16 protein-coding genes and 2 pseudogenes are annotated in these 16,977 nt (G+C 42.5%); 17 read left to right on the top strand and 1 reads right to left on the bottom strand.

Annotated elements, in window-relative coordinates; all coding sequences use genetic code 11:
* Window positions 1–151 precede the first annotated feature (151 nt).
* The 13 genes and pseudogenes from FIS9605_RS39295 (at window position 152) to FIS9605_RS0132825 (ending at window position 11,481) form a co-directional block, all read left to right on the top strand.
* Window positions 152–529, top strand: coding sequence for an SDR family oxidoreductase (locus FIS9605_RS39295; protein ID WP_231510568.1), 378 nt, complete (start codon window positions 152–154; stop codon window positions 527–529).
* A gap of 141 nt (window positions 530–670) precedes the next feature.
* Entirely contained in the window at window positions 671–1,264 is a 594-nt protein-coding gene (gene fldA / locus FIS9605_RS39290) for a flavodoxin FldA (protein WP_082209948.1), read from the top strand.
* A gap of 241 nt (window positions 1,265–1,505) precedes the next feature.
* Entirely contained in the window at window positions 1,506–2,153 is a 648-nt protein-coding gene (locus tag FIS9605_RS39285; RefSeq protein WP_035140628.1) for a PRC-barrel domain-containing protein, read from the top strand.
* Window positions 2,154–2,173: 20 nt separating this feature from the next.
* A complete protein-coding gene (locus FIS9605_RS0132870) occupies window positions 2,174–2,632 on the top strand; it encodes a hypothetical protein (protein ID WP_026736285.1) in 459 nt (152 codons plus the stop codon).
* A 99-nt stretch (window positions 2,633–2,731) separates the two neighbouring features.
* Window positions 2,732–4,144: an Nramp family divalent metal transporter gene (locus FIS9605_RS0132865; protein ID WP_026736284.1), complete on the top strand. Its 1,413-nt coding sequence runs from the start codon at window positions 2,732–2,734 to the stop codon at window positions 4,142–4,144.
* Window positions 4,145–4,336: 192 nt separating this feature from the next.
* Window positions 4,337–5,284 (top strand): hypothetical protein, encoded by a 948-nt coding sequence (locus FIS9605_RS45840; protein ID WP_231510567.1) that lies wholly within the window; start codon window positions 4,337–4,339, stop codon window positions 5,282–5,284.
* A 36-nt stretch (window positions 5,285–5,320) separates the two neighbouring features.
* Window positions 5,321–6,733 (top strand): annotated as a pseudogene (locus FIS9605_RS45835) (glycoside hydrolase family 15 protein); the annotation flags it as partial.
* Window positions 6,734–6,782: 49 nt separating this feature from the next.
* The gene (gene pstS / locus FIS9605_RS0132855) at window positions 6,783–7,865 is read left to right on the top strand and encodes a phosphate ABC transporter substrate-binding protein PstS (protein WP_026736283.1); all 1,083 of its coding nucleotides are present in this window, start codon (window positions 6,783–6,785) and stop codon (window positions 7,863–7,865) included.
* A gap of 56 nt (window positions 7,866–7,921) precedes the next feature.
* The gene (locus FIS9605_RS0132850) at window positions 7,922–8,350 is read left to right on the top strand and encodes a permease (RefSeq protein WP_026736282.1); all 429 of its coding nucleotides are present in this window, start codon (window positions 7,922–7,924) and stop codon (window positions 8,348–8,350) included.
* Window positions 8,351–8,385: 35 nt separating this feature from the next.
* A complete protein-coding gene (locus tag FIS9605_RS0132845) occupies window positions 8,386–9,000 on the top strand; it encodes a DedA family protein (RefSeq protein ID WP_026736281.1) in 615 nt (204 codons plus the stop codon).
* A gap of 24 nt (window positions 9,001–9,024) precedes the next feature.
* On the top strand, window positions 9,025–9,888 hold the full coding sequence (locus FIS9605_RS0132840) for a DUF1206 domain-containing protein (protein WP_026736280.1): 864 nt from the start codon (window positions 9,025–9,027) through the stop codon (window positions 9,886–9,888).
* Window positions 9,889–9,912: 24 nt separating this feature from the next.
* Window positions 9,913–10,390 (top strand): annotated as a pseudogene (locus FIS9605_RS46480) (LLM class flavin-dependent oxidoreductase); the annotation flags it as partial.
* A gap of 323 nt (window positions 10,391–10,713) precedes the next feature.
* Window positions 10,714–11,481, top strand: coding sequence for a membrane protein (locus FIS9605_RS0132825; protein WP_026736277.1), 768 nt, complete (start codon window positions 10,714–10,716; stop codon window positions 11,479–11,481).
* Between the two features lie 44 nt (window positions 11,482–11,525).
* On the opposite strand, the gene FIS9605_RS0132820 is transcribed toward FIS9605_RS0132825, so the two are convergent.
* Window positions 11,526–12,134 carry a YdcF family protein gene (locus FIS9605_RS0132820; RefSeq protein ID WP_035140626.1) on the bottom strand — a complete coding sequence of 203 codons (609 nt, stop codon included), beginning with the start codon at window positions 12,132–12,134 and terminating at the stop codon, window positions 11,526–11,528.
* Between the two features lie 1,143 nt (window positions 12,135–13,277).
* Between FIS9605_RS0132820 and FIS9605_RS39270 the strand changes: the two genes are divergently transcribed.
* From FIS9605_RS39270 to FIS9605_RS44670, 4 genes are all read left to right on the top strand, one after another.
* A complete protein-coding gene (locus FIS9605_RS39270; RefSeq protein ID WP_231510565.1) occupies window positions 13,278–14,021 on the top strand; it encodes a site-2 protease family protein in 744 nt (247 codons plus the stop codon).
* Entirely contained in the window at window positions 14,014–14,535 is a 522-nt protein-coding gene (locus tag FIS9605_RS0132810) for a hypothetical protein (RefSeq protein ID WP_026736275.1), read from the top strand. Before FIS9605_RS39270 ends, FIS9605_RS0132810 begins: the two co-directional genes overlap by 8 nt.
* A 12-nt stretch (window positions 14,536–14,547) precedes the next feature.
* A complete protein-coding gene (locus FIS9605_RS39265) occupies window positions 14,548–15,444 on the top strand; it encodes a DUF4336 domain-containing protein (protein ID WP_231510564.1) in 897 nt (298 codons plus the stop codon).
* A 453-nt stretch (window positions 15,445–15,897) separates the two neighbouring features.
* A complete protein-coding gene (locus FIS9605_RS44670; RefSeq protein ID WP_026736274.1) occupies window positions 15,898–16,932 on the top strand; it encodes a DUF748 domain-containing protein in 1,035 nt (344 codons plus the stop codon).
* The last annotated feature ends 45 nt before the right edge of the window (window positions 16,933–16,977 follow it).

The raw sequence follows: 16,977 nt of genomic DNA, 5'->3' as shown, positions 1-16,977 counted from the left end.
CCTACCCTTAATATCGCTATTTACGTTATAGACTTAGATTACTATTGTTCTTGTACATAAAAACAACGTAGTGATAAAACTTAATATCAGCTACGCTGTTGTTGTTGTTGTTATTTAAAATTTAATAAGATATAACCGGGGACTAGAAGGCATGGATAAGCGGGGCGTGATTATTAATATCACCAGTGTCCACCAGGAGATTCCCAGAGCCGGAGCCGCTGACTATGATGTTGCCAAGGGAGGCTTGCGGAATTTGACCAGAACGCTTGCCTTAGAACTGGCAGAGAAAGGGATTAATATCAATAATATTGCTCCAGGAATGGTGCTGACCCCCTTTAACCAGTCAGCGAAGGATGACCCAGAAGTTTGGAAACAGCAGGTACAGTCAATTCCGCTCAAACGAGCTGCGGAACCACAGGAAATCGCTCATGCCGCAGTATTCCTAGCTTCCAGTGATGCCAAGTATATTCATGGCACAACCCTCGTGGTAGATGGAGGGCTGATGCAATACATGGGTCAAGGGGCTTAATGTGAATTGTGACTTTCCACCGATTCGTGATTTAGCCATCATGGGCGATCGCCGTACGGCTGCACTAATTACAACTAGTGCAGCAGTTGTCTGATGTACGTAGCTTTCCTTAAACCAGAACTAAAAAAAGAGGAAATAACAATGGCTAAAATTGGATTATTTTTTGGCACTCAAACAGGTAACACTCAAACCGAAGCGGAAATGATTCAGAAAGAATTTGGAGGGGAAAGCGTTGTGGATTTGAATGACATTTCCAAATCGGAACCGAGTGATTTTAATGAGTATAGTTATATCATCATTGGTTGTCCCACATGGAATATTGGTGAATTGCAAAGTGATTGGGAAGATTTCTACGATGAGCTAGATAACATTAACTTTAGTGGTAAAAAAGTTGCTTATTTTGGAGCAGGAGACCAGGTTGGTTATCCAGATACCTTCCAGGATGCGATAGGTATTCTAGAGGAAAAAATTTCTGAACAAGGAGGCGAAACAATAGGCTATTGGTCTACTGAAGGATATGAATTTAATGAATCGAAAGCTATTCGCGATGGTAAATTTGTAGGTCTTGCTCTGGATGAAGATAATCAATCTGATTTGACTGAAGAACGAATCAAAACTTGGGTTGCTCAACTTAAGCAGGAGTTTGACGTGAACGACAGTATTAATTCGCCTGTTATTGCCCGAGAAACCCATGCTGAAGAACGTTTACAAACAGATCTAAACGAAGACTTGTAAGGAATATCGAAAAGTTTCTGATATGGCAAGTGTGGTGGAGGTGCAGTCTTCAATATTATCAAAAAGTTACTAGCAGACTAATTTGCTGATTGGCAGAGCTTTAATTAGTAAAAACCAACTCGAAAATTAGATAGAAAAGCATTTATGTGGATTCATGAAATTTTGAGTTTTATTGTTCAACAGTTGACTGTATTAATCACCTTTCATTTTTAAATTCAGTAATACACAGAAGGAATACACAATGGCACTATTAAAAATAAAAGATTTCAATCCCAATTATACTGAAATATTTGGCAATAACAACCTGATTGATTTCAGTGTTTATTCAGATATAAATAATGAAAAAATTGCCACTATCAAAGACATTTTAGTTGATGAAGATGACGGTAGCTTTCGCTACCTTGTCATTAATTTAGGTTTATGGATTTTCGGCAAACAAGTTCTATTACCAATCGGTCGTTCTCGAATAGACTTTGCCCAAAAGCGAGTTTATGCCAAAGGTTTGACTAAAGAACAAGTAGAGAGTTTACCTGAGTTTAGCGAAGAACTACGAATTGATGATGACTATGAAGAACGGGTACGAGCAGGTTATCGTTCTGGTGTTACTGCTAGCGACCCAATTTATACTGTCGATCCATTAGGTAATCCGGTTCCACCAACCGTACCTTATGGGCCAATGGCTTTGGGTCAAGTCGCATCTTTATCAGTTCCCCACACAGACGAAAGAACAATTCATATTCCTGAATCTGCTAACCCTCCCTTTGACCGAGAAACTTACAAATATGAAAATGACCCTTCATTATACGAAATTAATGAAAAGGATCATCCATCGCTTAGGTCTTATTCTGAACGATTGGCAAGAAGTAGAAATCGCACCAGAAGAGATTGATCTGAAGGAGTTCGACATTCATGAACACAAACAATCAACATCAAGGAGCAATCTTTCTACTGCTTCTAGCCGTACTTATCCTCTCTAGTTGTACTCCTAAACCAACAGTTACGGCTAATTCAGAACCAAGTGCAGCAATAGAGCCAAAAGAGGTGACGATAGATAACATTGTTGATAACTCCAGCACATTTTTGGGCAAAACTGTAACCGTAACTGCTGAAGTTCAAAATGCGCTCAGTAGAAATGCATTTGCCTTGGATGACAAAGATTTTGCTGGTGATGAATTTTTGCTGGTTGTCAGTTCGACTCCAGCAGAAAATATTCAAGTAGGTAGTCGCGTTCAGGTTACAGGGACTGTGCGTCGATTCGATAGAGACGAGGTAGCCAAAAAATACAATTTAGACGCAATTCGTCCAATCCCAGCGTTCTCAGAAAAATTACCTGCGATTGTTGCTGAATCTACCGAAGTAGTGCAATAAGGACAGATTGAGAATCACTACAGCATAAGTGGAATTCCCAACTAGTGCAATATCAGAGCAATCTCATCAGCCACTATAGTTCTCAACGGAATGCACCAAATGAGTAATAAAAGCGATCGCGATTCCAATGTGCAAATATCTAGCCAACAGCACCAACAAAACACGATAAATATACCAGAGTCACCACACGGTTGGGAAAACTTAAAGTGGCTCGGGCCAAGCTTTTTGTGGATGCTTTCGGCTGCAGGTTCAGGAGAGTTACTATTTACACCTCGCATTGCTGCTTTTTATGGTTACTCTCTGCTATGGGCGCTACTTGCTGCTGTGATCCTGAAATGGTTTATTAACGGTGAGGTGGGTCGCTTTTCAGTCTGCACAGGCGCAACCATCCTAGAAGGATTCAAGCAACTTCCCGGCCCGAAAAACTGGGCTATCTGGCTGATATTACTACCACAATTAGTGGTAGCGATTTCTACTGTAGCCGGACTAGCAGGAGCGGCTGCGACTGCACTAATTTTGGTAACAGGGGGAGGTGTCCAATTGTGGACGGTGATTATCATCGTTGTCACGGCGGCAATTGTTTTGTTAGGTCAATACAACGTATTAGAAAAAATTTCTTCTTATGTGGGGATTGCCCGTACAATTGCAGTGGTAACAGCTGCTATTTTTGTTTTTCCCAGCTTTCGCCAACTGGCAGCCGGGTTAGTACCGCAAATTCCCCAAAATGTGCGGTATGAAGAAATACTACCTTGGTTGGGTTTTATGCTCGCAGGAGCAGCCGGGCTGATGTGGTATTCATACTGGGTAGAAGCCAGAGGTTACGGTGCTGCTAGTGTTAAGGGACAAGAGAGGATAGACCCCAAGCAACTCAATCGGGAGGAAAAAAAGAAACTACGCGGCTGGATAAATCTGATGACTATATCCAATACCTTAGCTGTAGTTGGTGCGCTGTTGGCGGCGTTGTCTTTCCTGATTCTTGGTAGCGAGTTGCTGCGTCCTCAGGGACTTGTGCCACAAGAAAATCAGGTAGCAGAAACTCTAGGAACTTTGCTGGGCGACCTTTGGGGGCCGTTTGGCTTTTGGTTTATGGTTTTGATTGTTTTTATTACCTTTTGTAGCACTGTACTTTCAGTCGAAGATGGTTTTGGGCGGATGTTTGCTGATGGTACGCAAATTATTTTACAAGGATTTGGTGTGCGGGGACGCTGGACTAACGAGAAGTTCTTGCAGCGTTTTTATATTGTTGTGTTACTGGCAGTTTTACCAATTGCTGTTTATCTGTTCTTCGGTCAACCTGTCGGCTTGCTGCAAACCGCAGGCGCAATTGAAGCTGCCCATATTCCCATTGTCACCGGACTGACCCTCTTCCTCAATCATCGGATGCTGCCAAAGGAACTACGACCGTCAAAGATAATTTTTGGTGGTACTGCGATCGCGGGGATATTTTTCGCCGTATTTGCAGTTATCTATCTGTTGCAACTTATTGGAGTCATAGGGTTCAAAAACAATTAGACAAAATTGCCCAGCCTTATACATATCTTCCCAGTAACAATCCTGAAAAAGGGGTGGCAGTGCGGGCGTTTTTATACATATCAACTCCCAGTTTGTGAGATCAAACGCCCGCACCGCCAAGGCTGGGCAATTTTGTCCAGGTTTCCGCAAGGGTTCAGGTGCAGGTTCTAACTGAAGAGAAAGGCATTAAAAATGACACAACAGCAAACTCAAAGCACAGCTTTTGGACAACCAGGACAAGAACCCCGTTGGACTGTTGGCAATAAAGATGGGGTAGGAACAGCTTACGCCATCTCCAGTCGCGTTTGGTTCACCCTTTCTAATGGCATTCTCAATGAAGTTTACTACCCTACCATTGACCGTCCCCAAATCCGGGATCTGCAATATTTGATTACTGATGGCTCTAGCTTTTTCCATGAAGAACAGCGTCATCTCCAGACCAAAACTGAACGTATCGCCCCCCACGTTCTTGGATACCGCATTACCAACTCCGATCCAGAAGGACACTACACCATTACCAAGGAAATTATTACTGACCCACGAGATTCATGCATTCTGCAACACACGCGCCTTACGGCTAATCCACAGGTATTAGCAAAACTCCGACTCTACGCGCTGTGTGCGCCGCACTTGGGTATTGGCGGGTGGAATGATAGCGCTAGAGTGGTAGAAGTAGCAGGAGTAACAATCTTAACCGCTCAACAAGATAATAACTGGTTGGCAATGGCAGCAACCGTTCCCTTCACACGCACCTCTTGTGGCTATGTTGGTGAAAGTGACGGTTGGACAGACTTAGCAGATAATTTCCAGATGGACTGGGAGTTTCAGGAAGCTCAAAGGGGGAATATTGCCCTAACAGCGGAAATTGATATGTCCTATCAGGAATTCACGTTAGGGCTGGCATTCGCTAGCCACCTCCACGACGCAGTGACAACCCTCTTGCTGTCCTTGGATATTCCTTTTAAAGAACAAAAAGCCCGCTACATCAACCAGTGGAACAGTGCCTGTGAAGACCGCCTACCACTAGAACAAGTATCAGGTGATGGAGGTAATCTTTATCACAGTAGCTTTAGCCTGTTACTAGCACACGAAGACAAAATCTATCCCGGCGCAATGATTGCTTCGCTGTCAATTCCTTGAGGTGATGCCCACGGTGATGAACAACAGGGAGGATACCATCTGGTCTGGCCTCGCGACATGGTAAATAGCGTTACAGCATTGCTTGCAGCCGGACATAAGACAACTGCCTTAGAAGCATTGATTTATCTAGCTGCCAGCCAACAGCCAGATGGTGGATTTGCTCAGAACTTTTGGATAAATGGCGAACCCTACTGGACAGGAATTCAGCTTGACGAAGTAGCCTTCCCAATTATGCTGGCGTGGCGGCTTTATCGGCATAACGCCCTACGCCAATTTGACCCTTACCCAATGGTGATGCGGGCAACTAAGTACTTAATCAATTACGGCCCCGCTACCCAGCAAGAACGGTGGGAAGAAGTTAGCGGCTATTCACCTTCAACTCTTGCCGCAACTATTGCAGCTCTCATCTGTGCTGCAACCTTTGCCCGTGAACGAGGAAATCTGAGTACTGCTCAATTTATTGAAGAGTACGCCGATTTTCTGGAAAATCACTTAGAAGCCTGGACGGTAACAACTGAAGGAACTTTGATTCCTGAGATTAAACGGCATTATATTCGGATTAATCCAGTAGATATTCACGATCCCCACCCGAATGAAGACCCAAATCAGGGAATGCTGGCTATTGCCAATCGTCCTCCTGGAGAAGAGTGGCAGTTTCCAGCAAAAGAAATTGTTGATGCAGGCTTTTTGGAATTGGTGCGCTACGGTATCCGCACTCCCTGCGATCCCCTGATTGTCGATTCTCTCAAAGTCGTAGATGCAGTGCTGAAGGTAGACACTCCCTTTGGCTCCTGCTGGCATCGTTACAATCATGACGGTTATGGACAACAAGAAGATGGCGGCCCTTTCTTACATTACGGCAAAGGACGAGCCTGGCCTTTATTGACAGGAGAAAGAGGACATTATGAGCTAACCGCAGGGCATGATGTGCAACCTTTGATCCAGGCGATGGAAGCCTTTGCTTCAGACACGGGATTGTTACCAGAACAAATCTGGGATGAACCAGACTATCGGAACTCTCATTTGTATTTTGGTAAACCTACAGGTTCAGCAATGCCTTTAGCATGGGCGCACGCAGAGTATATTAAATTACTGCGTTCTGTTCGAGATGGCAAGGTATTTGATTGGATTCCAGAAGTAGCAAATCGTTATCTGGGGAATTCCAAACCAACTCAGTTTCTAGAAATTTGGAAATTCAACCGTCAAATTTGCACCTTGAAGGCGGGATACACGCTGCGAATTCAAGCATTAGCTCCCTTCCGCTTGCATTGGTCTAATGATAACTGGCAGACGGTACAAAACACTGATTCAACAACAACTGCAATTGATATTGAATTCGTAGATATCGCTATTTCTCCTAACCAAAAATCCCCAATTCACTTTACCTTCTTCTGGACTAATTCTCAAAACTGGGAAAACCGTAACTATCAAATTGCCGTAGTTAGTTAATAACAAAATTCTCTGCACACTTAGGAATCTATAAAACCACGGTGCAATCATGTTACAAAAATTCCGCAACATCATATCTAATCATACTAAAACTCCTCATTGGATTCTCACAGTAACTGGAGTAGCACTTACTACAGGTTTATTATCTTGCCAACCACAGACTCCAGGCAACCAAGTCTCTCTTAGTGGTGCTGGAGCATCCTTTCCTGCTCCCTTGTATCAAACTTGGTTCAATGCTTACAACCAACAAAACCCCAATATCAGAATTAACTACCAGTCAATAGGTAGTGGTGCTGGTGTTAATCAGTATCTAGAAGGAACTGTAGATTTTGGTGCTACCGATGCACCTCTAACAGAACAAGAACGCCAAAAGTTTCGGACGAAATATAATGCTGAACCGATTCAAGTACCGTTAACGGGTGGTGCTGTTGTCTTTGCTTACAATCTAGAAGGAAATGTCAAAAATTTAAGGCTTTCACGCCAAGCCTATTGTGGCATTGTCCAAGGTGATATCAAAACATGGGACAATCCGCTGATTGCTAAACAAAACCCCAACGTTAACCTACCCAATACTCCCATCAGGTTTGTTCATCGTTCTGATGGTAGCGGTACTACCTTCCTCTTTACCAATCACATTAGTAAGGCATGTCCTAACTGGAAAGCAGGTGTTGGTAAATCAATCAGCTGGCCTACAGGTATCGGTGCTAAAGGCAATGAAGGGATAACAGCCCAAATTCAGCAAACTCAGGGAGCGATCGGCTACGTTGAGTATGCCTATGCCAGAGAAAATAACTTGAATATGGCAACTCTGGAAAATCAGGCTGGTCAATTTGTAGATCCATCACCAGAATCTGCTGCTAGAGCCTTGGAAGGACAGACAATTCCACAAAACTTTGCCCTGGAAATTCCAGATCCTCCAGGACAGCAAGCTTATCCAATTGTGGGTCTCACTTGGCTCCTGCTATATAACCAGTACGATAATCCTGCCAAAGCAACTACTCTCAAAAACTTTATTAACTGGGCGCTGACTGAAGGTGACAAATACGCTTCACAACTTGGATATATACCAATATCAAATGACCTTGCTCAAAGGGTGCAATCAACAGTTAGTGAAAAAATTGCGGCTCAGTAATGTAATACTAATCACTTTTGTAACTCATGACAAAGTGATGTTTATTAGGGTGTCTTATGTTGAACCAAATTGGACAAGCCTTATTAACCAGTGCGGGAATATTATGGAAATCCTTCTGGGCACTAGTGTTTGGTTATACAGTTTCTGCCACAATTCAGGTAATAGTCACTCGCTCCCAAATGGCGCGAGTTTTGGGTAAACGCGGCTGGAAACAAGCAGCTTTAGCTGGTTTCTTTGGCTTTATATCTTCTTCTTGTTCTTTTGCTGCGATCGCTGCTTCTCGTTCTGTACTCGTCAAAGGCGCACACCCAGTTAACGCCCTCTCTTTCCTAATTGCTTCTACCAATCTAGTGATTGAATTGGGTATCGTGCTGTGGGTATTACTGGGCTGGAAGTTCTTTGTTGGTAACTTTCTACTTGGCACTTTAATGATAATAATTATCAATATCAGCAACATAGACAACAGCATTCTCAGAAACGGCTAACCGATGAGTTTAGCAGTAATTAAAAGAACCATCTTATGCTGAATTGGATTACCAACATAATTTCTTCGATGGGCTACTTGGGTATTGCCCTGCTAATGGTGCTGGAAAACATTTTTCCTCCCATACCTTCAGAGGTGATTATGCCATTGGCAGGCTTTACCGTCCAGCAGGGCAACTTGAATTTGCTGTTTGTAATTCTGGCAGGAACAGTAGGTTCTGTGCTGGGTGCATTACCTTGGTACTATATAGGCAAGCGTGTAGGTGAAAAACGCTTGCGACAGTGGGTAAACAAGCATGGCAAGTGGCTAACTTTATCTGGTGAGGACATCGACAAGTCCAAGCGGTGGTTCAAAAAATACGGGTGGGCTGTGGTGTTCTTCGGTCGCCTCATTCCAGCTATTCGTACTTTGATTTCCATTCCCGCAGGTTTTGAGGAGATGCCATTTCTACCCTTCTTACTGTACTCAACAGTTGGTACTCTTGTGTGGGTAGGACTGTTAAGCTATGCAGGCTTTGTGCTGGGGCAGAATTATCAACTGGTGAAAAAGTATCTTAGTCCTATTTCTATAGTTGTGGTGGTGGTACTCGTTGTCGGTTTGGGAATTTGGTTCATCCGTCGCCGAAAGAAAAGGCAAAAGGGCAACAATTAGACCAGAGAAAGCTGATGAAAAGCAATGACACAACCTAATTTACCCACTAACAAAATTAAAAAACCAGTCAAGCAAGCAGTTGCTCATCCTGCCTTTGAACGCTTGGCAAGATTGGGCTATGCTGCAAAAGGAGTGGTATATTTTGTAGTCGGCTTTTTAGCGGCACAGGTGGCGATTGGTGTTGGTGGCAGAATCACGGATATTAGTGGTGCGTTTTTAGCGATCGTTTCCCAACCTTTTGGGAAATTTTTACTGGGTTTTCTAAGTTTTGGTATCGTTGGGTACGTTCTTTGGCGTTTGGTGCAGACTATTTTTGACCCGGAAAACTCCGATCAACCAATGAATGCTAAGCGATTTATCAAGCGTTTTGGTTATGCTTTCAATGCCTTGGCTTATGCAAGTATAGCGCTGACAGCAGTGCAAATTATTATCGATGCAGATGATATTAACCGCAATTCTACTGAAGATTGGACAGCGCGGTTGCTAGCTCAACCCTTCGGACAGTGGTTGGTGGGATTGGTTGGGGCGATCGCAATTGGTGTTGGGATCTATTACTTATATGAAGCATACAAGGGTAAGTTCCGCCGCCAATTCAAACTGCATGAAATGACTGCCATTGAGCAAACCTGGGCAATGCGTATCGGCAGATTTGGGATTGCTTCCCGTGGCGTTGTTTTTGGTATCATTGGCATTTTCTTTATTCAGGCAGCACGTCTGTCTAATGCGAATAAAGCTAGAGGTTTGGGTGAAGCATTAGCAATTCTAGCACAACAACCCTTTGGAGCTTTGATTTTGGGTTTGGTGGCAAGTGGTCTAATTGCTTACGGCATCCATTCAATGGTCGAGGCTCGTTATCGGAAAATTACTAACTCTAACGTTCGCATTTAAATACATTACTACGGAGAAAACTTTATGGCTAAGATTGGATATCACGCTTCCCACGAACAATTCAAACCCAGCGAATTGTTAAAGTACGTACAGATGGCAGAACAAGCAGGTTTTACCCTTGCTCTGTCTTCCGATCACTTCCACCCTTGGAGCGAAGACCAAGGACAAAGCGGTTTCACTTGGTCGTGGTTGGGTGCAGCAATGCAAGCTACTCCGACACTTTCCTATCGGGTTGTTTGCGCTCCTGGACAAAGAACGGTATCATCCCGCTATTATTGCCCAAGCAGCGGCAACGTTGGCAGAAATGTTTCCTAACCGCTTTTGGCTCACCGTAGGTAGCGGTCAAGCAGTCAACGAACATATTACCGGAGAACATTGGCCTTGCAAGAGCGATCGCAATGCCCGTCTCAAGGAATGTGTTGATGTTATCCGCGCTCTTTGGGCAGGGGAAACAGTCACTCATCACGGACTAGTATGTGTTGAAGAAGCAAAGCTTTATACCTTACACCATTATTTTGGGGCTACCTTCAACAATTGGTGGTGCAGCAAGACGACTCGCTATATAAATTAAAAAGTTTGCTTTTAATTTGCTTAAACATTGTCATTATGAACTCTAAAAATGGTTGGGTACAAATTGTACTGCCTTTCGGTGGTTATGTGCAATCAAAGTATCTAGGCTACTGTCCAGAAGCGCTTTAATATATATCAACTGGTGACATCAGATAAAAATCAACAAATTTATCCCAGAAAATATGTGAATTATATTTATGATTTCAAAGAATATGCAGGCAATTTTTATACTTTTCAAATGAGCTAGTAGAAATTATGTTTGCAGTCGCAGAGCAATCAGTATCTAACTCTAATATTCTTCTTATTTCCGCTTTGTGTGCTATTTTCTTAGCTATTATACATATCTTCTCTGGTAAGTTACGCTTCCTTAGAACTATTCCGCGTAGTCGTTGGCTTTCTTTTGGCAGTGGGGTATCTGTTGCTTATGTTTTCGTTCACATCTTGCCTGAATTGAGTCAAGCACAGGAAACAATTCAAAATATAGACTTTAGAATTGCATTCTTGGAACATCACGTTTATTTGGTTGCACTTGTAGGTTTATCAGTTTTTTATGCTTTAGAAAGACTTGCGAAAAGGTCACGTCAAAACAATCAAAAAGCAGGTCAAAGAGATATAACTTCTTCAGGTGTTTTTTGGATACATATTGCTTCTTTTGGTGTTTACAATGCTTTAATCGGTTACTTGTTGCTTCACCGAGAAGAACCGGGTATTGAAAGTTTACTTTTGTTCTTCTTTGCGATGGCTTTGCATTTCGTTGTTAACGATAATGGTTTACGCGAACATCACAAGGAAATTTATGACCGGATTGGACGATGGCTGTTGGCAGCAGCAATTATTGTTGGTTGGGTAATTGGTAGTGGCACTGAAATCCATCGTGCAGCAGTTGCGGTTCTTTTTGCCTTTTTAGCCGGAGGTGTAGTCCTTAATGTTCTCAAGGAAGAACTTCCGGAGGAACGGGAAAGTCGCTTTTGGGCGTTTGCTCTTGGTGCGGTCAGTTATGCAGCCCTTTTGTTGACTTTTTAATCGCTGATTATCAACTAATAATCAAAGCTTGATGGATAAAAAAATTAAATTCTCAACAAAAGGTAGATAAAATAACTATAAGTTTCTCGCACCAAAAATTTCAGCTTACTTTTGAAACTGCGATAACGACTAGTTGGTGTTCCAGATGGATGTGCATCCATTCCTAAGTCTTGCGCCATCAAAACTGCTCGTTTTAAATGTAAAGGGTCGCTAACAATGAGAAACTTGGATAACTGAGTGGACGAAGCCACTTTTAAAGCATTTTTAATGTTTTGGAGAGTTGTTAGTGATTCGGCTTCGATTAGGATATCAGACTTTTTTACGCCATGCGCGATCGCATATTGTTTACCAACAATTGCTTCAGCATATTCACTATTTTTGCCAATTCCGCCTGTAAAAATGATGTTGTGAACATTTCCAGTTTTATAGAGATTAATTGCGTGATTAATTCGTTCTCTAAAAACCGGAGATGGTTTATCTTCCCATGCTGCGGCTCCTAAAACAATTGCCGCATCAGCCTGATGGATGTTGTTTTTACTGTTATAAAGATAAATACTAAACGCTGTAATTGCTATCACTGGTAGAATTACAGGCGTAAGACAAATTACAGCGAGCGCGAAGTATCGTTTTTTAAATCTGTAACTCAAGAGCATAAGGCTTTTTCACTTTCTTCGTATCTCCTATGCCAATAATTTTCGGCTCTTCAGTACTTGGTATGCTAAATCAATCCGCTAAAAACCTGAAAGCACTGCTGTACAACAAAAGCAAGCATTATTTTTAAAATTTTAGGCTTTTTTAGGGATTTAGGCGTTTCAACCTTTATTTTATAGTCAAATTTGAATTTTTAACTAATAGTTGGCATACTAGGTACTGAAAAACCTAATTTTCATTTACAATCCCCTTTTGTATTAAATGATAGAATTGCTAATTAGACCAAGAAATTACTGTGCAAAATTGAGCTATTTGTCTTTTATTTACATTGTAAAACAGACTTAATAACTATATTCAATCTTTTCAAGTCACAGATATATTCCTAATTTTATTTCATTCAAAATTTTGAAATTGAGTCAATTTTACTTAACACTCAATTTAAAGTGGTGTAAAAGTGCTTGTTTGTTTTTTTATCATATGGTGAATAAAAAGCTGTGTATGAGTGTCTGTACGTCGGGCGAAATATATTCTCTATCATAGCTTAAAACATACTAGTAACTTCTCCACCAGTTTTCCACTTTTTAGATTTAAAATCCAAACATAACAGTTCATAAAAGTACGCTTGAAAGCGTAACTGGTATACTGTTGACGTAGACCGGATGAAATACACGCGCCTGCATTTTTTTGAAGTATCTCGCTCTGCAAAGCTGGTAGTTTCATATTTTAAAAAAGCAAATTAAACCACGTCTACGTTGAGAACCGTAGTTTTTTGTAATTAGGGTAAAGCTTATAATTCAAGTTAGAAGCAAATTATAAGCCCTTATATAAAACTCCAGCTTTCAAAATGGACGAGGTTTATGTAAATTATTTAACTTCATCAATATTATTTTTGGGGAAGTCTTTAATCTAATGTTTCATAAATAAAAAACTTTAATACTTCAATAACTAATCGGTTAAAGGATTATGTATGCAAAGCTTTCGGTTAGGTTCAATTTTCGGCTTTGAAATTCGTGTTGATTTATCCTGGTTCATTATTTTCTTCTTAATCTTGTGGACTTTTATCGGCAGCGTATTTCCAGGCAACTACCCAGGACTCTCCCAAGCTACGTATATCATTATGGGAGTGATAGCGACGCTACTGTTTTTTGCTTCCCTATTGGGCGCACGAGCTTTCCCACTGTTTCGTAGCAAGAGCCAAAGGCATCCCAGTAGAGGGGATTACACTATTTGCGTTTGGTGGGGTATCGCGTACCCGTATGGATGCTGAGAATCCGGGTGATGAGTTTCAAATTGCTGGTGTAGGACCGCTGACTAGTGTGGTACTTGCCGCATTATTTGGTTTACTTTACTGGATAGGCAGCAGTGCGGGCTGGAGTGTTGCTATTAACTTAGTGAGCAAATATCTCGCTTCGATCAATTTAATCCTCGCGATCTTCAATCTGCTACCTGGTTTTCACCTAGATGGCGGTCGCCTATTCCGTGCCATTGTTTGGAAGATCGCGGGTAACTTGAAAAAAGCTACGCGCATTGCTTCATGGGGTGGAAAATTCTTTAGTTATCTAATTATTGCTCTAGGAGTCGTGCAACTGTTTGGCGGTTTCATCCTCAACGGTTTATGGTTAATCTTAATTGGCTGGTTTTTAAACAATGCCGCAGATTACAGCTACCAACAGCTAGTACTGCGGACAAGTTTGGAGGGAGTGCGAGTAGGCGAGTTAATGACGCGATCGCCCTCTAGTGTGCCACCCAATTTAACTCTTCGGGAATTAGTCGATGAATACTTTCTCCAGCAACGTTACCAGGCTTACCCAGTCACTCAGAATGGGCAGCTTTTAGGAATCATCACTATACTTCATTCCTATATGCCAAAAGGAGGTAAATATGTCTAACCGACAAGCGAAATCACTAGAACACAGAGTTACCGAGCTTGTAAAGTGTGCTCAACGCCGAAATATCCGTGAGACAGTGGTTGCAGGTACTCTCATTGCTGTCTTTACTTTTATTATTGCTTACGATATTTACAGGCAGCCAGAAGACACTCTCTCAATCATTGGGAGCGGAGTGGTAATCTTGGCGCTGTTGCTGAATATTACCGTCATCTGGTGGAAGCTGTACATTCCAAAATCGGAGCTTTCTGCGTTCCCCCCCACTCAGTTTCCAGACAAGTGGAAGCATCATTTGACTCATCAGGCTCATATGCTCAGACTCGTTTGGCTATGGTATCTTTTGCCTTTATTCTTGGGAACTTTTATCTATCTTCTGAGTGTTTACGACGCATATTTCGTCGTGCCGCTTTTGATTATAGTAGCTGTCTTTGCTGGAGTATGGCGGTCGAATTTAAAAGCCGCCAAGCAGATCGAACGGGATTGTGACGCTTGGTTTGGCAATTCGCGTACTGTCTAACACAAGCCTGAAATGTATTTGCAAACCCATACCGCTCATATGGCTCGCTGGCACTCTCATGGTTCAACCCAAAATTTACAGCTAAAAAACATCAAAAGCAGAGGTTTTTCACTACAAATAGGTTTTTTAGATATTATGGAAAATCTAACAGACAACACTGCGATCGCGCAAGCGCTGACTTGTCAGTTTGTCACTGGCTCATCTCATGGGATTGAACGCGACCCTATTGAGCTATATCAGCCAATCAATACTCTGAAACCCGTCGATGAAAATATTTGGATTGTTGATGGATCAGTTGTACGAATGGCAATGTATGGAACGACGATTCCTTTTTCGACTCGGATGACGGTTGTGCGGTTGAATAACGATGAATTGTGGTGTCATTCACCAGTTGAATTAACGGAAGCGTTGAAAAAGGAGATTGATACGCTCGGCTTAGTCCGCCATCTCATCTCACCCAACAAGATTCATTATGCTCACATTAGCACTTGGGCTAAAGCGTATCCAGAGGCGACAGCTTGGGCATCACCGGGCGTGCGAGAACGGGCTGCCCAACAGAAAATTCAAGTGGTTTTCAATGCTGACCTGACAGACGAACCACCTCCACAGTGGGCTAATGAAATCGACCAGTTGATTTTTCGCGGTAGTCGATTCATGGATGAAGTGGTCTTCTTTCACCGCAACAGTGCCACCCTCATTCTTGCTGACCTGATCGAGAAATTCGAGCCGAACAAAGTCAGCCAGAACTTTCGTTGGCTATTAAAGCTGGCTGGCAGTGGCGATCCGGATGGTAAAGCTCCGCTTGACTTGCGACTAACATTCTGGGGACGCAAGGATCAAGCGCGTCAGTGTGTTGAGCAGATGCTGCAATGGCAACCTAGAAGAATCATTCTCTCACATGGTCGCTAGTATGCATCTAACGGTGCTGCTGAGTTGCATCGTGCTTTTCGTTGGCTTGGAGATTTTGGATGAAATTACTCGGATGAGCAAAACAGGCTATTCATTGAATTGCTGTAGTTGTTTTCCTAAAGGAATTAATCGTTTCTCTATCTGAAGAATGATTAAAGTTTTGGCACGGCCTTCTATTGTCGATTGGGTAAAACGCATAAATACAAACGAGATTGAATTAGCCTCTAGATCGATTCTGTTCGATCGGTAAGCTGAGTAGGCATTGTCAAGTTATTGTCGGAGAAAAATCTAGTTGAGAATGACCGCAATTTGATACTGCTGGAGCCCTGATTCTGCCGTACAAAATGTAATCAAATTCTTAAACAATTCTCATTAATATTTTTCTCTGAGCGTAACTTGACAATGCCACAAATTGTCTGATCGGCAGCGATCGCGATTGCACGAGGATGAAAGATGACACGCCCTCCGAGTTTAGACGATCGACCTGAAACTAGTTCTCATCGACATTTACGGCTGCTTCTATTCAGCCGTACCAGTATTGCTATAGGTGCAATTCTACTCGTAGCAATTGTGGGAGGCGTATGGTGGGGTTGGATCTTTATCAATCAAAGGTTAGTACCGCTAGTTGAGAAAAATCTCAACCAGTTACTAGGGCGACCTGTGCAAATAGGGGAAGTCGAAAGATTTTCACTTAATAGTCTGCGGTTTGGTTCAATGTCAATCCCGGCTACTCCCACCGATCCAGATCGCTTAGCAGCAAAGGCAGTAGAAGTAGGGTTCGACCTAAAGCAACTGCTTTTTAACCGGACATTAGAACTAAACGTCACTTTAGTTCAGCCAAATGTTTACATGGCACAGGCGAAAAATGGGCAATGGGTTTCTACCCAAATTAATACTCAAGAAGGGTCTGGTTTCATTCAAACTGACTTGGAAACGATCCGGGTACAGAATGCTGATGTGGTGTTAGTGCCAAATCCCGAACCAGGCAAGCCTAAAGGTGCAGTCGCGATTGCTAACGTTGACGGTATTGCACTATTCTTAGAACAAAATCAGCGGATTAAATTTGAGCTAACTGGTCAACCTAAAACAGGGGGCAAACTCACGATCGCTGGAGAAACGCGCCCTGCTACATTGCAACAGACAACTCTTAATATCCAAGCGCGAAATTTACTCGCAGCCGATCTGAGCCGATTAATTAATTTGCCCATTAATCTACAATCGGGTCGAGTCGATGGTGATATCAAGGTGCAATTACAACCAGAAGGGCAGCAACCAGCTATTTTTGGGACGGCTAGCCTGGAAAATGTCACTGCTCAAATTGCAAACATTTCCCAACTCTTCACCAACACCCAAGGAAAGCTACAATTCCAAGGGCAGAAGATTGCCCTAGAAAACGTCAATACACGCTACGGCAAAATTCCCGTGCAGATTAGCGGGACACTAAATACCCAAACATGGCAAGCAAGACCGAATTGCCTTTACCCTTAATGATAATAATCGCCCGATTTCATTTTTTGTCCGGCGTAACCAAGC

Origin of the sequence: Fischerella sp. PCC 9605 (assembly GCF_000517105.1) — a bacterium.
In the GTDB taxonomy this organism is placed as follows: Bacteria; Cyanobacteriota; Cyanobacteriia; order Cyanobacteriales; family Nostocaceae; genus PCC9605.
This window is presented reverse-complemented; position numbering and strand designations above follow the sequence as displayed.

Coding starts and splice junctions, on each gene's coding strand:
- FIS9605_RS0132825 (WP_026736277.1), top strand. CDS start 10,714: ATGTTTGCAGTCGCAGAGCAATCAGTATCTAACTCTAATATTCTTCTT.
- FIS9605_RS0132820 (WP_035140626.1), bottom strand. CDS start 12,134: ATGCTCTTGAGTTACAGATTTAAAAAACGATACTTCGCGCTCGCTGTA.
- FIS9605_RS44670 (WP_026736274.1), top strand. CDS start 15,898: ATGACACGCCCTCCGAGTTTAGACGATCGACCTGAAACTAGTTCTCAT.
- FIS9605_RS0132865 (WP_026736284.1), top strand. CDS start 2,732: ATGAGTAATAAAAGCGATCGCGATTCCAATGTGCAAATATCTAGCCAA.
- FIS9605_RS39295 (WP_231510568.1), top strand. CDS start 152: ATGGATAAGCGGGGCGTGATTATTAATATCACCAGTGTCCACCAGGAG.
- FIS9605_RS0132870 (WP_026736285.1), top strand. CDS start 2,174: ATGAACACAAACAATCAACATCAAGGAGCAATCTTTCTACTGCTTCTA.
- FIS9605_RS0132840 (WP_026736280.1), top strand. CDS start 9,025: ATGACACAACCTAATTTACCCACTAACAAAATTAAAAAACCAGTCAAG.
- FIS9605_RS39285 (WP_035140628.1), top strand. CDS start 1,506: ATGGCACTATTAAAAATAAAAGATTTCAATCCCAATTATACTGAAATA.
- FIS9605_RS0132845 (WP_026736281.1), top strand. CDS start 8,386: ATGCTGAATTGGATTACCAACATAATTTCTTCGATGGGCTACTTGGGT.
- fldA (WP_082209948.1), top strand. CDS start 671: ATGGCTAAAATTGGATTATTTTTTGGCACTCAAACAGGTAACACTCAA.
- FIS9605_RS45840 (WP_231510567.1), top strand. CDS start 4,337: ATGACACAACAGCAAACTCAAAGCACAGCTTTTGGACAACCAGGACAA.
- FIS9605_RS0132810 (WP_026736275.1), top strand. CDS start 14,014: ATGTCTAACCGACAAGCGAAATCACTAGAACACAGAGTTACCGAGCTT.
- FIS9605_RS39265 (WP_231510564.1), top strand. CDS start 14,548: ATGTATTTGCAAACCCATACCGCTCATATGGCTCGCTGGCACTCTCAT.
- pstS (WP_026736283.1), top strand. CDS start 6,783: ATGTTACAAAAATTCCGCAACATCATATCTAATCATACTAAAACTCCT.
- FIS9605_RS0132850 (WP_026736282.1), top strand. CDS start 7,922: ATGTTGAACCAAATTGGACAAGCCTTATTAACCAGTGCGGGAATATTA.